Source organism: Alloscardovia theropitheci (assembly GCF_004332295.1).
Lineage (GTDB): Bacteria > Actinomycetota > Actinomycetes > Actinomycetales > Bifidobacteriaceae > Alloscardovia > Alloscardovia theropitheci.
The window spans coordinates 38,120-58,407 of sequence record NZ_RXLP01000023.1; the positions used below are offsets into that span (position 1 = coordinate 38,120).

Consider the following 20,288-nt stretch of genomic DNA (forward strand, 5'->3'; position numbering starts at 1 on the left):
GAGGTACATGATGGACACCATTGAACTTAATAACGGTATATCTATCCCCCAGCTTGGTATAGGAACGTATCGCATATCCCCTGACGATGCTCAGCGCTCAGTCAAGCATGCACTTGATACGGGTTATAGACTCATTGATACTGCCAACATCTATATGAATGAAAAAGCTGTTGGACGCGCGATTAAAGAGTCCGAAATCCACAGGACAGACGTTTTTCTTACAACAAAGTTATGGCCAAGTAGTTTTTCGTTCGCTAAAGCGAAAGAAGCCATAGATGCAAGCTTAAACCGTCTAGGGGTGGATTATCTCGATCTCGTATTACTTCATCAACCAGTTGGTGCTATTAATCAAGCTTGGAGAGCACTTGAAGAAGCTATTGACGAGGGGAAAGTTCGCGCTATCGGAGTTTCAAATTTCACACAAAAAGATTTAGAGAAGCTCTTGGAGTCAACAGATGTAGTTCCTGTTGTCAATCAGGTGGAATGCCACCCATACTTCCAACAGCGTGAATTAAAAGAATTCATGAAGACAAACAATATTGCTCTTGAAGCATGGTACCCATTGGGATCAGGCAGCCCAGAGTTATTTGCTGAGCCGATATTGACAGCACTAGCACAGAAATATAGCAAGAGCGTGGTTCAGATTATTTTGCGTTGGCATGTTCAATCGGGACATATCGTTATTCCAGGATCAAAAAATCTAAGCCATATCGATAAGAACCTTGATATCTTCGACTTCGATCTTACCGATGATGAGATAGCTTTAATTGGTACACTCGACCGAGATAAAGAGCTCGCAGGAATGCCACGAATTGTGCGCCGTCTCATTGGACTTGCTCGACCTGATTTCAACGCTCAACCGCAGTTGAAACGATAGATAAAACCATCCTTTTACCTATCGTGTAGTCGAGCATTCGATGGATGTATACTCTCATACGCAACTTGTATAGTCTCGTGAATGTTTTTACACAAAACTAATCGATAGTGTTCTAATATTTAATTATCCGATAAAAGCATAGGAGAAAAAATGACTGAAGCAACTTCACAATCAATCCGCCTTAACGATGGCAATACTATCCCAGCAATTGGTTTCGGAGTCTTCCTTATCCCAGCTGATGGATCCACATATACAGCTGTTAAGGAAGCTCTCGAAGTAGGATATCGTCATATCGATACCGCACAGGCTTACTTCAACGAGAAGGAAGTTGGCGAAGCAATTAAGGATTCTGGAATTCCACGCGAGGAAATCTTTGTAACAAGCAAGTTGTGGATTCAAGACTTCCCTTACGAAACCGCTAAGAAGACAATTGATGCTACTCTTGAGAAGATGGGCCTTGAGTATCTCGATCTTTATCTTCTCCACCAACCATATGGTGAAGTGGAAGGCGCTTGGAAGGCTCTCGAGGAAGCACAAGCAGAGGGAAAGATTAAGTCTATCGGCGTATCTAACTTCACGCCAAATTACTGGAATCGTTTCGTTCCACAATTTAATGTTATTCCTGCTGTCAACCAGGTTGAATTCAACCCTTACTTCCAGCAGAAGCCTTTGCGTGAAATTCTCGAACCTCTTAATGTACGCATTGAAGCATGGGCACCACTTGGCCAGGGTATCGTTCACTCTTTGATGAGCCTGTAATTACTGAACTTGCTCAAAAGTATGGTAAGGATGCGGGTCAGATTATTCTTCGCTTTGAAAACCAAGAAGGAATTATCGTTCTTCCAAAGTCTACAAAGAAGACTCGCATGGCTTCAAATAAGGATATCTTTGATTTTGAGCTGACAGAGCAAGAAATGGAAGCAATCCGCGCTCTGGATAAAGGCTTCGGCTCCCATGATCCTGATGCGCCAGGCGTTGGTGAACGTTTGCTTAATTCTTACGATATTCATGCAAACGACTAAATCGTAAAAGTCGAAATCGTAAATTCTTAAAACAGCGCATCATATACGCTCTTTTATACAGTTTGCGTATCGCATAATATAACTATCTTGTGGTGGCGTTGCTAAATATGAATAACGCCACCACTTTTCGTATTCCACACAAGACTTAAGCAAATTAACAAAACTTAAGGATAGAAGTCTCATGCCCCATATGAAAAAAATCATTACATCGGCTATTGCTTTATTAGCAGCTTTCACCCTAGTCGCATGTAATACAACGACACAAACAAATTCATCAGCTTCGAATACGACGGTTTCACAGGAAGTTCCTGATAGTCAAAAACCTTCTGCGGTAAGCGATATTAAGTCTGTAGCAGATGTTCCGTTACTCACTCTCAACAATGAGACCCAGATGCCCCAACTCGGTCTTGGTACTCAGATTCAATCACTTGAATCAGACAGTAGCCAAGCTGGACGTCAGCGTCTTAACAATACTTCACGTGAGTCTGTTATCGCTGCGTTGAAAGCGGGATATCGACATTTGGATACCGCTCATGGATATTACAATGAGACAGGCGTCGGAGAAGGCATTAAAGAAAGCGGAGTCCCTCGTAACGAAATTTGGTTAACGAGCAAACTGTGGCCTAGTGATTACGCTAACGCGGCACAAGCAATTGACGATATGCTTAAGCGTTTGCAAGTTGATTACATTGATTTGTTATATCTGCACCACCCAACCGGAGATTACATGGCTGCATATCGCGCAGTTGAAAATGCTGTTCGTGAGGGTAAAGTTCGAGCAATCGGCATTAGCAATTTTGACAATAACATGAATGCTTTTAATGACGTTATGAATAATGCAACAATAAAGCCTCAGGCTTTGCAGATTGAAATGCATCCACTCGCTCAGCGCACGCAAACTCGAGAACTTGCGAAGAAAAATAATCTACAGGTCGAGGCATGGTATCCGCTTGGTCATGCAGATTCGACTTTGCTCAATAATTCAACGTTAGCTTCTATCGCACGCTCTCATAATAAGACAGTTCCTCAAGTAATCTTGCGTTGGCTGATGCAAGAAGGTGTGAGTGCAGTACCGGGATCTAATAATCCTGACCATATTCGAGAAAATCTCAATATTTTTGATTTTGAATTATCTGACTCTGAGATGAATCAAATTCGCGGTTTAGATCAGGGTGAAAGCGGACGTTATTTCAATATTAATTATGACCAGATGGGACAGGCATTTATGCGGTTGAATGAGTAAATTTTACTGTATTTGCTACACTTCAACTACTGGTGGCTACTTCGCAATATTTTCGAAGCAGCCACCATCTTTATTTTATATGTGCAATTTGAGTTTCAAACTTTATGCACTCTCATACAGGAATTTATCCACGTCATCTATAAGATGTCGAAGCCCAAACTCAGCTGCACCATGCACAGCTGCATGGTCATCAATAGTTGGGAACTCAATAATAATGCTTTGTTTATGAACTGAATTGAGCTGACTAGAAATTTCTTGGCGTAATTCGTCTAACCATGCCTGCCCAAAATGTGTCCAAAATCCCCCAATGATGACATGTGTAATGTCCACGATATTAATGGTTGAAACTATTGCACTTGCCATGGCACGAGTTGCCTGTTTGAGCGCTTCGCGAGTTTTCGGCGAGGAAAGATTTTCCGTAATGTACTGATAGCTATCTGAGGCACTGAATTTACGAGCATCTGGAGCACCAGCATTTGTGAGAACTGCATGTCGTCCCGCATACAGTTCCATACAGCCTCTCCTACCACAACGGCATAGAGGACCATTCATTTCCACTGATACATGACCGATTTCACCAGCGGTTCCGTAATCACCGTATACGATATTGCCTGTATCAATGTATGCACCGCCGATACCTACATCTGTAGATATATAGATAAAGGAAGCACCGGCAGTAAGCTGATTTTCACTCGATATATCATCGTGAATAACACGTGCATATCCAGGAATTTGAGCAATAGCAGCAAGATTCGCTTCATTAAGTGGCGTGAGTGAGAACTTCTGTACAAAAGGTTCTTCCACTAAATTGACGTTACTCCACCCCAGATTTGGAGCGTTAACCAACAATCCGTCTCGCGTTACCATACCTGGAATAGCCAGTCCACCACCGATTACATGGTTCTTCTTGGATATTTTATGTACGATAGGAGAAATCAATTCATCAAGCTTATCGAATACTCGGCGAGGATTGCTCAGGTCATTATCATCACTAATCCACTGGTTAGCGACAACATGACCATTAAAATCTTGAATAATAAACCCATACCCATCAGTATGTATCTGAACGCCGAGTCCTAACCATTTTCCATCCACAAATTCCAAGGGATTGCTCGGTTTACCAGTACTCGCAAGCTGAAGAGGACTTCCCTCTCGTATGATTTCACGATCAATGAGATCAGCGACAATAATGGAAATAGCTGCCTTTGTCATTCCCGTCATTCGCGATATATCAGCTCGACTTACTGGTTGTGAGCTCCTCAAAATCGCGGCTAGCACAACTCCAATGTTGTGTGCTCTCAAATTTTCCTGATTAAGTGCCTTTTGTCGTGGCATTTTCGCCTCCCTGAACACTAGTAATGATACTATGGAATAGTTAGTTAAGCGACTTGACGAACTTTTTCGTCTTATTTCGACTAAAATACTGGAATATCAGTGCAAGGAGGCATGATGTCACGAATTCTCGTAGCAGGTGTAGATACATCAACTCAATCATGTAAGGTTCGCGTAACCGACGCTCAAACCGGTGAATTAGTGCGCTTTGGACAGGCATCACATCCCGATGGCACGAGCGTCAATCCGCAAGCTTGGTGGGATGCTTTCATCGAAGCGACCAAACAAGCAGGCGGACTCGATGATGTATCTGCCATATCCGTAGGCGGCCAGCAACACGGTATGGTTCTTTTGGATAAGCAGGGACGCGTCATACGCGATGCCCTACTGTGGAACGATACACGTAGTAACGTTCAAGCGGAGTCACTGATCACTCGTCTTGGACAAGATAATCGTTTTACAGATGACAATAATGATGAGCCAGAAGACATCCACGAACGTGGAGTTCAGAGATGGGTAAAAGCTGTCGGTTCCTCCCTCGTAGCTTCATTGACAATCACTAAAGTCGCATGGGTAGCTGAAAACGAACCAGAGAATGCACAGCGCATAGCCGCTATTTGTCTTCCTCACGATTGGCTCAGCTGGCGAATTGCAGGCAACGGCCCGGTCGAAGAAGGCGAGGCTAATTTGGACGCTCTCTTTACCGATCGTTCAGATGCTTCGGGTACAGCATATTTCGATTCAGTTGCCAATGAATATCGTTATGATTTGCTCGAACTGGCATTAGGTCGAACTAACGTTGCTCTTCCGCGCGTACTTGCACCAGCCCAAGTAGGAGCTTACGCAGATTCGCGTATTGCCGGAATCAATATTGCTGGAGGATGCATAATAGCGGCTGGCGGTGGTGATAATGCGATGGCTGCTTTAGGACTTGGTATGGGAAGCGGCGATGTTTCTGTATCCCTTGGAACTTCGGGCGTAGCTGCTGCAGTAAGTGAACAACCTGCATACGATTTGACAGGCGCAATCGCGGGATTCGCAGACTGTACCGGCAAATGGTTACCGCTAGCCTGCACAATCAATGGATCACGTATCCTCAATGCTGGATGCAATGCTTTAGGAGTTAACTTTGACGAGATAGCTCAGCTGGCAGAAAAATCTGTTCCTGGGGCTCAAGGCATTACTCTGATCCCTTATTTTGATGGCGAACGCACTCCAAATCGCCCAGATACCACAGCTCAGTTCTATGGACTTACTTTGTCTAACACAACACGCGAGAATCTTGCTCGCGCTTTCGTAGAAGCAGTGTTGTGCTCACAACGCGACTGCCTAGAATACGTTAAAGCATTGGGAGCTGAAGTTAATCGCATCTTACTTATCGGAGGCGGGGCAAAATCTCCTGCTACTCGTGCATACGCCCCAGGTATCTGGGAACACGACGTCATAGTTCCTCACACAGACGAATATGTAGCTATAGGTGCAGCACGCCAAGCAGCTTGGGCACTTTCTTGTACAGTCAACGAAAACGCTTCGCTTCCTGATTGGCAAATCAGTATCGACGATACATTGAAAGGAGCTCCAACGCCGGAAGTCTACGAACAGTACGTGGCGTATCGTGGATAATTAAGCTTCATATATACACAAATTAGCGTTTCTTAACAAATCACTTGTTAAGAAACGCTTTTTAATAGTAAAAAATGAAGCAAGAAACGATAACCCCTCTCTCACACCTTTAATAACAAAGGGGCCAACGCATATACGTTGACCCCTGCGGTTACCTATGAAAGAGAAAGAGAGAGATTGAAATTATTCGGACTTCAGAGCTTCAATCATGTAGTTATTGATTGTCGCCTTCACTGATTCGAGATGATCAGATTCAGTTGCTGCAATAAGCTGAGCCTGTGGAATATCCAAAGCGTATTCTTCCAAGGAAGCCAATGTTGCAGTACCATTTTCAATCGTCTCGCCGATACCTGAATCATAGGAGCTATAACGCTCTGCCTGAAGATTCTGAATGTACTTATCCTGATGCATCTTGTCTGCAATCAGCAAACCAGCAGCAAATGAATCCATACCTGCAATATGTGAGCGGAAAAGATCTTCAGCCTTGAAAGAAGTACGACGAGGCTTAGCATCAAAGTTCAATCCACCATGAGGCCCAATCTGACCTTCATCGAGCACCTCCCACATCACAGCGGTAGTCTCGTAAAGATCTGTAGGGAACTCATCCATATCCCAGCCGATAAGCTTATCGCCCTGGTTTGCATCAAGAGAACCGAGTACACCTGCCTCACGCGCAGTACGAATCTCATGCTGATAGGTATGACCAGCAAGATTTGCGTGATTGCCTTCGAGATTAAGCTTCATTACGTCCATCAAGTCGTAGGTACGCAAGAATGCAATTGCTGTAGCTGCATCAAAGTCATACTGATGCATGGTTGGTTCCTTAGCCTTTGGCTCAATAAGGAACTGTGCATCCAAGCCAATTTCCTGAGCATAGTCATGGCACATATGGAAGAACTTTGCCATATGCTCTTGTTCGCGCTTCATCTGTGTATTCCAAAGGTTTTCGTAGCCTTCACGTCCACCCCAGAATACGTAGTTTTCTGCACCCAGTCGCTTAGCAATTTCAAGTGAGTGCTTGAGCTGTCCTGCAGAATATGCATAAATATCAGCGAATGGAGATGTAGATGCTCCAGATACGAAGCGAGGATTTGTAAACAATGAAGAGGTATTCCACAAGAGCTTAACTCCTGTAGACTTCATATTTTCTTCAATCTTGTCTACGATCTTATCGAGATTAGCATTTGTCTCACGCAGAGTATCGCCTTCTGGAGCAATATCGCGATCATGGAAGCAGAAATACTCAGCACCTAATGTAGTGAAGAACTCGAAGGCATAATCTACCTTGGCAAGAGCTTCATCCATTGGATCAGAATACTTACCATACCAAGGACGATGTGACGTACCCGTTCCGAATGGATCTACTAATTCTTGATCGAATGTATGCCACCAAGCAACGCCGAAACGAAGCCAATCCTTCATCTTCTTCCCCGCTACAACGCGATCAGCGTCATAGTAACGAAATCCGAGACCTTCTTGCACATTCTCAGTGCCTACAAATGGAATCTTATCAACGTTCCACAAACCCATTTTTAGCTCCTTTGCCGGAAAATTGTGTATAGGTTTAACCTTATAACGAAAATAAGACTATCAGATAATTATGAGTTTGTAAAATCATTTAACTAACTCCGCGTTTCGCTGCAATATATACGATTATGGGGTCACAATCCACATGAATTGTGACCCCATATCTTTTTACAGATACGCAAATCAGTTGCGTAATCTTAACCCCCTACTCGAGTCCTACTCGTGTGCGAGCGCTTCTACTGGGCTTACCTTTGATGCTTGTCGTCCTGGAAGCCATGCTGCGAGCATGGATGCGAGAACGATGACAGCAAGAAGCATTCCTAATTGGTCGTAAGGAAGCGCGATTTGGATACCAGCACTTAAGCTTCCTAATGGCAAAGTATGCATACCGATAATCGCAAATACGATTCCGAGTGCGATACCTACGAGAGTAGATACTACTGACGTTAGGAATGATTCAAGGACGAGCAGTCTGCGCATTTGACCTCGTGAAAGACCAAGAGCACGGAGCAAACCATTTTCTTGAGTACGTTCTGCCACGCTCAGTCCTAAGGTATTCGCAACACCTACGAGTGAGATAATTACCGAAACTCCCAAGAGAACCATGAACACCGTAACAATAACCTGCAACGCAGTCATGTAGATGTTACGTTCGATATATCCGCCGTTCATAATGAGATTGCTACCCATTTTCTGCAAATCGGTTAAGACTTGATCAAATGGTGTGCCATCCTTGATGCGCATATAGACTGCTCCTGTACGAGCATCTGGTACTGCTGCTGTGAAGTCATTAATATTGACTTCTATAGCTCCTGCGGTAACACTATCATCTTTAACCACCTTCAAGTCCTGGCACGTTAGGTTCTTAACATTAACCGCCGTAGGATCAACATCTTGTGGAAGATAGCATACATTAATGGATTTTTGAGATATCAGATCCGTTCCAGAAGACATATGTGCAGTCCCCGACTCAATAGGATTAACTTTAGAACGGGCCACATCACTAAGATCTGGTACTCCAATAACTGCAATCATGTCTTGAGCACTACCATTAACAATTGCCTTAGTAGTATAAGCTGCCTGAGCTTTTTCAGCATGCTTAAACTTAAGCAATGCATTTGCCTGCTTCGTCGATAAAGCGTCGTCTTGAGTCGTTACCTCAATATCGATTGGATATACTTTGCTCAAATGACTATCAATGGTTGCTTGTACTGATGCTACGCCTACAGAGATGGTTGACATTAAGACAACGCCAATGATAACTGCTATACCCGTAGAAGCGGTTCGGCTTGGATTGCGAAGCACATTCCCGCGAGCCAAGCGTCCTACAGGCGTGCGAATAATCGCACCTGCATAGTAGATAATGTGCGGCAATGCAACAGAGAAGATCATCATTGCTGCGATCCAGCTCACTAAGGTGCTCACAAAGACTAGTCCAAAGCGTACATAAATCTGACTTTGTTCCTCTGCCGGCAAGCTTAGTCCATATGCTATTCCAGCAATACCAAGCACAAGAAGAATTATTGCGATAATCACACGAATACGATGGCTTCGGCGTTCTTCTTGGACAGACTGAACAGGAGACAATGCCGCCAATGGAGACACCGCCGACGCACGACGAGCTGGTGTGACACCTACCACGATAGTAATCAAACTTGCTACAATCCATGTCGCAAGAATTGCACCCCATGGAAGCATGGTCATCGCAAGTGGATATGTAGCCGCAATACCGAGATACAGAAGTAATGCACCACCAAGCAATGAACCGATTGCAGAACCAATAAACGCTGAGATAATACCAGCGAGAGAGGTCTCACGGAAAATCAATGTGCGAACTTGCTTAGACTGAGCACCTACTGCACGAAGTAAAGCGAGTTCACGGCGACGCTGTAAAGCGATAACCTGGAATGTCGTTCCCACGATAATTGCAGCAACGAATGCTGCAATCAAAGGGAACATCATAGTTGCACCCGTCATAGTAGTAAGCTGTGTCTGACCAGTCTTACGCCCAGCATCAACAAAACGCTGAGAAGCATATGCAGAGAACTCATATCCAGAGGCCTTTGCTTCATCATTAATAAACGAGATGGTTTGATTAATCTTGTCAGTTAACTCTTTTTGAGAATCAGCACTAGCACGAGGAGATTCCAGAGAACTTTGACGAGGAATAACTTTTAAGCTCGAAGTCAAACCATATGGATTAACTGACAAAGCTCCCTCTTGTGTTACAACTGCAACACGAGACTCTGTTGAAGTCAAACGCGAAGTAGCAATAATACCTGATACCTTAAATTCTGTACCTTTATCAGTTCCCATGCTACGCACAGAAACCGTATCACCGATATGCGCACCAAGACTATCAGCAGCATTAGCATTAATAGCGATCTCATTCTTCGCACGAGGAGTACTACCTTGTGAGTACTGAGGGGTAGCCAATGGAGCGGACTGAGGGTAAACAAGAGAGCTTAAAGTTTGATTATCGCCCTTAGTAATCTGCATAGATAATGATGATGAGTATCCCAGCGAGTCTTCAGAACCCTGATCTTGCACTGTTGCTGTAGATGGAACTACATCTGCCACTTCAGGGAGTGCTTTAACAGCCTGTATTACCTCATTACGATAAGTATCATGCTTGCTTGGGTCAGGAGTAGGAACTTCATCTGCAGATGAATCATATTCACCGACCAGACCATCTCGAATAATGACCGCAGTACCACGCGTTCCATCTTCCAGACCCGACATGTACTGCTGGGATATTCCGCCCATCAACGTCAATGCCAATACTACGAAAGTAGAGGCAATCGTCACCGCAATCGCTGTGGACACATACCGCGATGCATGCTGGCGCAGATTCGCGCCTATAAGTTTATTAATTGGAGAAGCCATTGCTCTAATCCCTTAAACCCTAAAATCTTTATTTCGTGAAGTACTTTTAAAGCAGAGCTACTACCTGATCAGGCGTCGCTCCTACCATATCTGCTTTGACCGTTCCGTCAGAGACAACAATGACTCGATCGGATACGCTAGCAACGGAAGGATTATGCGTCACCATAATGACAGACTGGCCAAATTCGTCAACCGCCTGGCGAAGAATGCTCAAAACTTCGTCACTGGTCTTCGAATCCAGATTACCTGTCGGCTCATCAGCCACAATGATGGATGGTCTAGAAACCAAAGCACGAGCAACAGCCACACGTTGCTGCTGGCCGCCAGAAAGTTCGGAAGGGCGATGCTTCAAACGTTCAGTCAAGCCCAAAGCATCAACAACACGATTGAGCCATGCCTGATCCACTTTAGTATTGGACAGCTGGGTTGGAAGCAAAATATTATCCAAAACATTAAGAGTTGGAATCAAGTTAAAGGACTGGAAAATAAAACCGATACGTAAGCGACGTAGCTCAGTAAGCTGCTTATCCTTCAAACCGGTGATATCAATACCGTCAATTTTAATAGACCCCTTAGTTGGAGTGTCTAGTCCAGCAATTACATGGAGCATAGTCGACTTACCAGAACCCGAAGGGCCCATAATCGAAGTGAACTGTCCCTTATTAATTACCAGATTAATATCGTGCAATGCACGCACTCGCGTATCGCCACGACCATAGATTTTTGACACGTCTTCCAATGAAACAACTGGTGTGTTGTCATTGACTGTATTGTTATTATTTTCCGCTTGTGCAGAAGCGAACTGTGTTTGTGTAGTATCCATGCTTACTATTGAAACAAATCCCTAGCACCAACACACCCCCAAAGTCCCAGCGTTTATCTCCGAAAATCATTACCACAATCAGGGGAAACCCCTACAAGGACTCACACTTTATTCAGATCACGCATGTTGATACGCATCAACAACCGTCAGCGGTCATCTTCACCCATCAGCTGGCTCCAGCAGTCGTCTTCACCCATCAGCAGTCTCCAGCAATCATCTTCACCCACCGGCAGACACCTGCAGTCTCCAGTAGTCATTTACACGCCTTATAGCGAGTTTCCAAATTCTGCTCTATTTGCCACTTTAGATTTGTTTATTTATCACTTTAATAGATACACCATCAAAAACCTATGCCCATATCGAACCCGTTAGACTGGCGAATTTCCAAATCTCGCGGTAGACTAACACAGGAAGAAAGGAATACCATGACACAACCAATCGTGGTCAGCCTCGGCGAGATTCTTTGGGACATGCTCCCTGAAGGTAAGCGCGCTGGCGGCGCACCAGTTAATTTCACTTATCATGCGTCACAAAATGGTGCAACTGGACGTTCAATTAGCGCTATTGGAAATGACTCACTCGGCGATGAGCTTGAAGCTGCTGTAAAAAATGCTGGCATTGATGCCATTTTGCAGCGAAATGAATTCCCTACGGGAACTGTAGGCGTAACTCTTAATAATGGAATCCCTACATATGAAATCGTTCAAGGTGTCGCATGGGATCATATTGCACTTACCGATGAGCTTATTGCAGCTGTGGCAGAAGCTGATGCTGTTTGCTATGGTTCGCTAGCATGCCGTGATAAGCAGAGCGCTGAAACCATTCTTGAGCTCTTGAAGCACACTAAGCCAGGAGCTATGAAGTACTACGATATTAATATTCGTGGTGATTTCTTCTCTAAGGAACTTATCGAAGAACAGCTTCGCGCTGCTACTATCTTCAAGATTAATGATGATGAGCTTGAACTTTTGCGCCCAATGTTCAACATTGAAGGAACAGATGAGGAAGCATGCGCATGGTTTATCAAGAATTATGATCTTGATTATATGATTTTGACCGGTGGTTCTCGCTTCTCCATTATTATGAAGAGTGATGGCGAAGTTTCACGTGTGAAGACTCCACGCGTAAAGGTAGCTGATACTGTGGGCGCTGGAGATTCCTTCTCTGGAGCATTTACAAGTGAAATTTTGAAGGGCGCTCCACTCCATGAAGCACATGTTTATGCGTGCAATGTGGCTGCTTATGTATGTACTCAGTCAGGTGCCTGGCCTGAGTATCCAGCTGAAATCCCAAACTATGTACAGCAGCAAGGGCTCGATAAGTAATTGCGCGATTTACTAAAGCTACTTGTTTGAGCTAGAATGCGTTTGGCGGATAGAATTATTGTGATTCTATCCGCCAAACGCTTTTCCCTTGAATTATTCAAGAGAATTTTTCCCTAGAATTATTCATCCGTAAATCAAATCATCTACAACCCTAGAAATTGGATTGCACCCGGAACAAGCGATACTGAAATATCATTCGTGCGATATTCCACTTCTCCATCAGTATGAACCCATACAGGGTGATTTGTGCGGATTCGATATGAATCACTTTGTGACATTGTTATTCCCTTGCAATGCGTATGCTTACCCATCATTGCGCGAGGAATAAGATTGAGAAGCTGACTACTCGATATCCCGGCAGCCACACACGTATCCAGTTGAGCATCATCCGCTATCGCATCTGGGCTAAATTTAAAACCGCCACCCTCATACGGCTGATTCATCACCGCTGCAAAGAGCACATCGCTAAAGAGCTGTCGATTTGAGCCATTCTCATCTTGATATGTCATTTCCATATCAAAACGACGTTTCTTAAAGAAAAGTGGTAAAGCAGCACCCAGATAGGCTAATTTCGATAAATGTAGCATGGCAAGTTTATTTTTCAGCTTTATATGGCTAATACGCACACATACATCAGCATCAAAACCAACGCCTACAGCATTATTAAAATATAACCGTTTTGCGCTCATTTCCAAAGGATGCCCTAAATCATCAAAGCACGTATTAAGAGTTACTACACCAAGGTCGAGATTACGAATTCGACTAGTGTCTATCATGCGCTCTAGAAGTGTTTCTAATTCTTGCGGTAAATTATTAGCACGGGCAAAATCATTTCCGCTTCCAGCCGGGATAAGGCCTATAAATGTTTTGGAAAAATTAACAATACCGTTTATCGCCACATTGAGTGTGCCATCTCCCCCAACAACGACAAGATAAATATCGTCATCATTTTCACTACGATTCGTTAAATCATGCACAATATCTCGCACATGGTATTCATCCGTTGGAAATTGAGCAGAATAGTCAAGATTCTTGAGTCTAGCGATTCGTTCAACTTCACGCCACACAGTTATAGCTCGGCCACTGCCACCATGTGGATTAACAATAAAGTGGAATCGCATCATCACTCCTCGTGCCTTGAACCTGTTTATATTTTACCGAGGAAGCCGAACTATCGTGCGCAGACATGACACGTGCTTTATGACACGTAGACTTGCACATGTACAACGATACCGTTATAGTAATTATTCGTATTCAGTATTGAATATGCGGACATAGCTTAGTTGGTAAAGCGCGACCTTGCCAAGGTCGAGACCGCGGGTTCGAGTCCCGTTGTCCGCTCCATTTTTTCAAAATTTCTCTTTTACTTCTCTTCCCCATAAAATCGCATCGCTGTTCTGTACCACGGTAGCAATTCATCTACAGTTTGAATCATCCACGCCGATGTCTGCTCATCATTCATTTCCCGTGCAACTGATTGGGAAAGCAACCGCCCCATCATGAATTCTGCGCGTTTTACATGCGCAACTCGATTAAAGAACTGCTCACAGTCGATATCACTACACTTTTCATATTCTTTCCGTGTATGATCTGGAATAATTATGAAATCATCACTTAATTTCTCTAGTTCCGCTGCTCTATTCGTAAACTCGCGAGCAATCTCTACTTCGTATAGAGGATTATCAATACAGGCTAGAACGATAAATACATACTCATCATTAATACCAATTTGAAAATGTGGATACTTCTTATATCCGCGCTTATCTCCACCTACTGCCACCCAAGTACTGTCAGGAGCATTCGAAGTACGCCTGGCATGCTTCGCCACGTGTATATGTAACGGTGCTTGCATATCAAGTTCTTTTTGGACATGCCGAGCTATGTGCTCACTAAAGACATCAAACTCAGTCCATATACGCTGTCGAATTGCCTGCATACGAGGCTCTAAACCTTGTACAGAGAAAACATTAAAAGCCGCTGCGTCAAAACTCATGTCTCTTAGTCTAAACGGCTTCAAGTATAAGTAACTTCCGATATCGAACATACGCTATGGAGTATATCCAGAATAAATGCGATACGACTTTTCTTCCTATAAGCCACTTGCTAATGTTATGAGTATACGTTGTATACAGTTTACGAAAATGACTTCATGGCAAATATCTAATGAAAATTGAGAATCTATAAGGAGAAAACTAATCATGAATAAAAAGGAACGGGCACAAAAATGGTTTTCCAATATACCTAATTCTGAATTAATCAGCATGGAAGCAAAAATACAGATATGCAATAAAGTAGCAATGAGAATGGTGTTTATCATTCTCGGTTTATTGGCTTTAGAGCTTGCTGTGCTATACATAATAGTTGGCGGAGAACCGCTGTCTAAATTAGCCGAATTCTTTAATAACATTATGCAAGAGGGACATACCAGAAATCGCTATCGTGGAGTTGCTCTTATAGAACTTCTTGTTTTCTCACCTCTTTTTATTATTCCTGTAACTGCTGCTTTTATATATAAAAATAGGACTCTTAAATCTGAGCTAGCTAAGCGTGTGACAAGCATGCAAAATAGCGCTACACAATATCCACCTGTTGCAAGTATTCACGAGAAAAATAATGAAGCCGTTCTCCATTTTGATAATGTGAATTTCAAATTAGCTATTATTCAAGTGTTGATGTATGACTTACACTTGTTAAAGCCGGAATTCGATATTTTTGATTTCGCAGAGCAATACAAAGGTGAAGACATCGATACGGACAGTTATACCGTTATTGAGCCTGCGATGAATTTCTTTAAAGAAATGGAAATCCCAAAAGAGCTTGCTCCTTATGTGGAAACACTCTATATGGATGGTGGTAATGATGTATATATGAACATCATTCCGCAGTGGGATGGAGAAGATAACAGTTTTGATCTTAATCAGATATCTCTGACAGAATTACAGCAATTTCCTAATCTTAAAAAGGCAACTGTAATGAGTAGTAATTTCGACAAGGTAAAAGAAGTCTTTGATACTGTAAATGTTGAGGTAGAACTGCTCTAGTTGTGAAAACTCATGGTTATATCGTGTAGATAAGAAACTGTCCATTATAAACAACGAGCATACGCGATAGCAAAGCGCCTGACTGAGTATAGCCAAAACCGCGACATACTCAGTCAGGCGCTTTTTGGTTCTTCGTGTTCAACAGAACCAGTTGAAACAGTCTGCTCTTCTGTACTATTTTTTTCTTTTAGGTTAATATGACTCATTGCCTGATGCGCGGAATTAGTCGTAGGAGTCGATACATCATTGGATTCGTCATCATCATTATCATTAAGAATAATCATCAGATCTGCCGTCAAAATGGACGATGGCAGAGCAATAACAGCGATGCCAAGTATGGACGAAAGCATAGTGAATAAACGCCCCACCACAGTTACAGGATAGATATCACCATATCCTACAGTTGTGAGGGACACAGTTGCCCAGTACAGCGCATCGAAGAATGACTTGAAAGTCTGAGGTTCTACATTAAAAACGATAAGTGCTGATACAAAAATATATCCAATCGCAATGCAAAAAATAATTGTAAAAGATTCTCGCTGTTTCTTTAAAGCAGTAACGATAAGATCGACAGAGCGACGACGACGAATATTTCGAAAAATCATAAGCCCGCGAACGATTCGTAATAACCGCACGAGTCGGAAAATACGCAAACCATGATTGAGAGGGAAGAATCCCGGCAGGATCGACAGTAAATCGACAATTGCTATTGGTCGAAATGGATAAAGTAGAAAACGCCAGAAACGACTGCGATGATTGTTCTCTGGATGTTCTGAAAAATCCGCACATATCCAGTGCAATATATAGTCGAGCAAGAATACAATTGTCGCCGCAATATCAAGCCAATGAGCCCACTCAGGGATATTACTTCCCATCATAAGAGGAACCAAGCTAACAACGATAATAGCCATCATCACCTTGTCATACACTGACACATCTTGGTCAGCATCAGGCTCTATGAGAAACCATAACTTCTGACGATTCATACTGAACATATTACGCCAAACATGCTGAAATACCTATTTCGCCTTGCTTAAGGGGCACCTTTCAGCGACATCCTCGAGATACTCTTTCCAATTGCTTAAAACACACGCTGCTAAAACACGATATGCTATGAATATGCGGGTAATTTTACAAAAAGTTAGTGAAGCAAGCATTAGTATCGAGCCAGATGAGACCATCCCTGAGAGCATGACATTCAACACCCTCCCTGTAAGCGAGCGCAGCATATCACATGGTTACGTTCTACTCGTCGCTATCCACGACTCAGATACGGAAAAAGAGGTGACATGGGCAGCAAAGAAAATCGCCCATATGCGCATCTTTGAAGATACCGATAACAAAATGAATCTGAGTCTTCTCGATGTACACGGATCTATTCTCTCAGTCTCTCAATTTACTTTATATGCCAATATACGGTCAGGCAATCGACCTGGCTTTAGCGACGCGGGCTCTCCTGATTTTGCACGGTCAATGTGGCTTAAATTTAATGATGTTCTCAGGTCACAATACGGTATAGATGTTAAGGCTGGAATTTTTGGAACGCATATGAACGTTTCACTAACTAATGATGGGCCAGTAACCATAATAGTTGACAGCGAAATTATGCATTCGCCGCGCAGAAGCTAAGATAGCTCGGATACTGCTTGCGATACTTGTTTTGCGCGCTTTTCGTTTACATACGCTGATTTCTGTGCATACGGCAAGCTCATTAAGAATATAAATAGGCGTTGGCAGAATCCGCTTTTCCCGCCAACGCCTTTCCTTACTTGCACCCAAGGAAGAATTGATACTCCTATTTCATTTCCAAATCTGGTATCTCTGTAATGAATTCTTCTAAACTTTCCTTTGTAGGAAATACTGCCGTATTTTCGAGAATGCGATAACATACACTTCCAAGCTCATCCTCGATTGCTCGATGAATAGCCTCTCGCGTACGTATATTATTACGATTTTCCACAATAGTATTAATTTCATCCCACTGAGGTCTAAATTGTTCTAATTCTTGAGGCAAGTCTTCTCCCCTAAGCAGAGCATCTTCAATCTGGCGAAGTTGATGAACTAAACGTCCCGGGAGGATGAATAGTCCCTGTGCTTCAATCAATCCTATAGCTTCTTGTTTAATGGAGAAATATTGCGGACGAGCATGGAAAATTCCATCTGGAAGTTCTTCACTAATCGCATTATTTCGAAAAATCAAGTTCATCTCATAACCGCGCGATGTTTTAATAACGCTCGGTGAGACAGACGACTGTTGATTCCCATCATCGTCAACTGGTTGAATATGCAATTGGTCATTTGCATAGTTCGACCATGCCAAACGAATTAATTCGCTGACCTCCTCAATTGCTAAGCGAGAGTGCGATATAAGCCTTATAGCACTTCCAGGCCAGTCTAATATTTCTAGAATCAATAGGGGCTGATCATTCTTCATAGAGCCATCAGACCCATAGGTTTCAATGAGACGATTATTGATACGTGTGATAGTATAACTCTTCAATGCTGTACACGTATGCATAGGCAGTAACTGACCACCGCCTTGATAATGATCGTGTGCAAGGATTGATCCACCAATTCGAGGTAGAGCCGCGTTGCACCCTAGGAAGAAATGAGGAAAACGGTCTACAAAATCAATGATATTGCGTATAGTTTCGCGATCAACTTTCATTGGCGTATGCGTATTATTAACACAAATTCCATGTTGATAGAAATAACCGTACGGTGAAAATTGCCAAAACCATTGCTTACCGCCGAGTTCGACGGCAACTGTGCGTAAAGTTCGTTTATTAGCTGATGCAAGCCCTTCGTTTTCATGACAGATTACGCATTGTGGATATCCGCCATGAGTACTATTGCCAAGCGCAGCTTTCTTCGTAGTTGTGAATTCTGGTTTTGCTGTATTAATCGTAATGACCAGACCGTGTGATGCAAAATGAGGATTCGTATCAAGTTGCTTGCTGTGTACACTCCCGTTAGCTTCGCATAAGCAATAGAGCCAGTCCATAGCATCTTCTGGAGAATCTTCTCGCTCGATATGCTCAAAATACGAATTTACTAATGCTGGTGATGGGCTTAAAATATTGAGCACCTGATCCACAAGTGTAGCACTGTCTTCCCTTTCTATGAGATGCAGCGATACAGCATGACCTACAAAGTCGATGATTATATCCTCAATGAGCTCGTTCTCGCCTTCGTCGAGCGTATCGCTCGACTGTATGCCCGACTGCATGCTTGAGCTTGGTGGGAAATAGTCCAGCCCAAGCAACTCGATAATCTTATTTCGAACGAAATCAACGTCAAGCGGATCAAGCTCTAACCTGTCGATCGCACATTCAATCAATCGTTCTATATCACCATATATTTCTTTCATTTCGTTAGTATCCTCGCATTTTAAAGTAACTCTCTGCCCCTCTAACACGTATCAACGTGCCTGCACAAAATCCAAAACCTTATACACGCCTTCAGTGCGTCAAAGCTGATGAATTCATGATCGAGTCGATAATTTCTTGGGATTCGCGATATTTTTCTTCCATTTCCTGAATCAGCTTAATTTGTGTACGTGCACGTACTAAATTATGCTCATCATATTTCGTGGAAAAATATACGTCTCCAGAAATGTAATCTGCTAGGAACCTCATACCGCATTCAGCGGTCATCAGACGTCCTGAAAAAGCTAATAATTGAGCTTCTCGATCGGTAATCGTTTGTCGTTGAGCTGCGATGAATCCGTTGGCATAAGATCTAAATAGTTCAAGCGAAAAATGAACAAGTGACAAATCCTTTTCATCTTCTAAAGCTGTAGCTGCCCCAAATCGAATAGAGTCTCCAAAATCATAGAGCATCGATCCTGGCATAACCGTATCAAGGTCAATTATTGCTCTCGGCTTGTTACTATCAGCATCAAACAAAATATTATTGAGTTTCGTATCATTATGCGTCACTCGTAGCGGCAAACTCAAGCTTTCAAGCTCATCGACTACTACCCTATACTCATCACGTCTTTGGCTAAAGAAATCGATTTCTTCACGCACTGCTTGTGCTCTATGAACGGGATCTGATTCAACTGCTGCAAGAAGCTGATTAAATCGAACTGGAGTATTATGAAAATCTTTAATTGTTTCACTCAACTCAGAAGCATCAAAATACGATAAATCATTTTGGAATTGACCAAATGCAAGGCCAGCCGATTCAAAAACAGCAGGATTCTCTACAAGATTGTATGACATAGAGTTTTCTATAAAATCATACATTCTAAATGGTTTACCCTCGTATTCAAGATACGTATGGCCATCTCTCGTTCTCACCAGGCTCAGAGTTTCTTGACCGCGCTGAGAAAGAAAATCTGTTACTAGTTCAATATTTCGCATCAGTTGATCTGTATCAGGGAAGATACTCGTATTCATACATTGCAAAACGTATCGGCGGCTATCGGTAGTAACCAGATACGTTGTATTAATGTGCCCGCTTCCGTATGGTTCGATGCTTTTCACATCACCAACAATTGAAAACTCATGCACGACTTGATCAAGTATGTGCGGTGTTAAATTTTTGTAATCAGACATGATAACCTCATCATCGAAGTATTAGCA

Annotated in this window: 17 protein-coding genes and 1 tRNA gene; 9 read left to right on the plus strand and 9 right to left on the minus strand. The window is 42.9% G+C overall.

All coding sequences use genetic code 11. The features are described from left to right. Positions 1-7 precede the first annotated feature (7 nt). The 4 genes from EJ419_RS05775 to EJ419_RS05785 all read left to right on the plus strand — a co-directional run bounded on the left by EJ419_RS05775 (position 8) and on the right by EJ419_RS05785 (position 3,142). The gene (locus EJ419_RS05775; RefSeq protein WP_240680356.1) at positions 8-877 is read left to right on the plus strand and encodes an aldo/keto reductase; all 870 of its coding nucleotides are present in this window, start codon (positions 8-10) and stop codon (positions 875-877) included. 150 nt (positions 878-1,027) lie between these two features. Next, positions 1,028-1,636: an aldo/keto reductase gene (locus tag EJ419_RS05780; RefSeq protein WP_205668834.1), complete on the plus strand. Its 609-nt coding sequence runs from the start codon at positions 1,028-1,030 to the stop codon at positions 1,634-1,636. Then, positions 1,588-1,899 carry an aldo/keto reductase gene (locus EJ419_RS08400; RefSeq protein WP_205668835.1) on the plus strand — a complete coding sequence of 104 codons (312 nt, stop codon included), beginning with the start codon at positions 1,588-1,590 and terminating at the stop codon, positions 1,897-1,899. The genes EJ419_RS05780 and EJ419_RS08400 overlap by 49 nt, the downstream gene beginning before the upstream one ends. A gap of 181 nt (positions 1,900-2,080) precedes the next feature. After that, the gene (locus EJ419_RS05785) at positions 2,081-3,142 is read left to right on the plus strand and encodes an aldo/keto reductase (protein ID WP_205668836.1); all 1,062 of its coding nucleotides are present in this window, start codon (positions 2,081-2,083) and stop codon (positions 3,140-3,142) included. A gap of 102 nt (positions 3,143-3,244) precedes the next feature. On the opposite strand, the gene EJ419_RS05790 is transcribed toward EJ419_RS05785, so the two are convergent. Then, a complete protein-coding gene (locus EJ419_RS05790) occupies positions 3,245-4,477 on the minus strand; it encodes an ROK family transcriptional regulator (protein WP_131284549.1) in 1,233 nt (410 codons plus the stop codon). Between the two features lie 114 nt (positions 4,478-4,591). Here EJ419_RS05790 and EJ419_RS05795 point away from each other — a divergent pair, with 114 nt between their 5' ends. Beyond that, a complete protein-coding gene (locus tag EJ419_RS05795) occupies positions 4,592-6,097 on the plus strand; it encodes a xylulokinase (RefSeq protein ID WP_131284697.1) in 1,506 nt (501 codons plus the stop codon). Positions 6,098-6,280: 183 nt separating this feature from the next. Here the strand turns inward: EJ419_RS05795 and xylA are convergent, their stop codons facing one another. From xylA to EJ419_RS05810, 3 genes are all read right to left on the minus strand, one after another. Continuing rightward, on the minus strand, positions 6,281-7,627 hold the full coding sequence (gene xylA, locus EJ419_RS05800; RefSeq protein ID WP_131284551.1) for a xylose isomerase: 1,347 nt from the start codon (positions 7,625-7,627) through the stop codon (positions 6,281-6,283). Between the two features lie 213 nt (positions 7,628-7,840). Then, positions 7,841-10,510, minus strand: a complete 2,670-nt coding sequence (locus EJ419_RS05805; RefSeq protein WP_131284553.1) for an FtsX-like permease family protein — start codon at positions 10,508-10,510, stop codon at positions 7,841-7,843. 46 nt (positions 10,511-10,556) lie between these two features. Then, positions 10,557-11,333, minus strand: a complete 777-nt coding sequence (locus EJ419_RS05810) for an ABC transporter ATP-binding protein (RefSeq protein WP_131284555.1) — start codon at positions 11,331-11,333, stop codon at positions 10,557-10,559. A gap of 425 nt (positions 11,334-11,758) precedes the next feature. Here EJ419_RS05810 and EJ419_RS05815 point away from each other — a divergent pair, with 425 nt between their 5' ends. Further along, complete coding sequence (locus tag EJ419_RS05815; protein ID WP_131284557.1) at positions 11,759-12,658, plus strand: carbohydrate kinase family protein; 900 nt, start codon at positions 11,759-11,761, stop codon at positions 12,656-12,658. Between the two features lie 143 nt (positions 12,659-12,801). On the opposite strand, the gene EJ419_RS05820 is transcribed toward EJ419_RS05815, so the two are convergent. Further along, the gene (locus EJ419_RS05820) at positions 12,802-13,779 is read right to left on the minus strand and encodes a diacylglycerol/lipid kinase family protein (RefSeq protein ID WP_165496254.1); all 978 of its coding nucleotides are present in this window, start codon (positions 13,777-13,779) and stop codon (positions 12,802-12,804) included. Positions 13,780-13,926: 147 nt separating this feature from the next. On the opposite strand from EJ419_RS05820, the gene EJ419_RS05825 reads away from it, so the two are divergent. After that, positions 13,927-14,002, plus strand: a tRNA-Gly gene (locus tag EJ419_RS05825). 19 nt (positions 14,003-14,021) lie between these two features. Here the strand turns inward: EJ419_RS05825 and EJ419_RS05830 are convergent. Then, positions 14,022-14,651, minus strand: coding sequence for a DUF1054 family protein (locus EJ419_RS05830; protein WP_165496255.1), 630 nt, complete (start codon positions 14,649-14,651; stop codon positions 14,022-14,024). Between the two features lie 205 nt (positions 14,652-14,856). Here EJ419_RS05830 and EJ419_RS05835 point away from each other — a divergent pair, with 205 nt between their 5' ends. Beyond that, the gene (locus tag EJ419_RS05835) at positions 14,857-15,699 is read left to right on the plus strand and encodes a DUF6892 domain-containing protein (protein ID WP_131284563.1); all 843 of its coding nucleotides are present in this window, start codon (positions 14,857-14,859) and stop codon (positions 15,697-15,699) included. A gap of 113 nt (positions 15,700-15,812) precedes the next feature. Here the strand turns inward: EJ419_RS05835 and EJ419_RS05840 are convergent, their stop codons facing one another. Then, positions 15,813-16,685: a potassium channel family protein gene (locus tag EJ419_RS05840; protein WP_131284565.1), complete on the minus strand. Its 873-nt coding sequence runs from the start codon at positions 16,683-16,685 to the stop codon at positions 15,813-15,815. 133 nt (positions 16,686-16,818) lie between these two features. On the opposite strand from EJ419_RS05840, the gene dtd reads away from it, so the two are divergent. Further along, the gene (gene dtd / locus EJ419_RS05845) at positions 16,819-17,328 is read left to right on the plus strand and encodes a D-aminoacyl-tRNA deacylase (RefSeq protein ID WP_131284699.1); all 510 of its coding nucleotides are present in this window, start codon (positions 16,819-16,821) and stop codon (positions 17,326-17,328) included. A 166-nt stretch (positions 17,329-17,494) separates the two neighbouring features. Here dtd and EJ419_RS05850 read toward each other — a convergent pair whose 3' ends face one another. Further along, positions 17,495-19,069: a galactose-1-phosphate uridylyltransferase gene (locus tag EJ419_RS05850; protein WP_131284567.1), complete on the minus strand. Its 1,575-nt coding sequence runs from the start codon at positions 19,067-19,069 to the stop codon at positions 17,495-17,497. Between the two features lie 91 nt (positions 19,070-19,160). Then, the gene (locus EJ419_RS05855; protein WP_131284570.1) at positions 19,161-20,261 is read right to left on the minus strand and encodes a phosphotransferase enzyme family protein; all 1,101 of its coding nucleotides are present in this window, start codon (positions 20,259-20,261) and stop codon (positions 19,161-19,163) included. Positions 20,262-20,288: the final 27 nt, after the last annotated feature.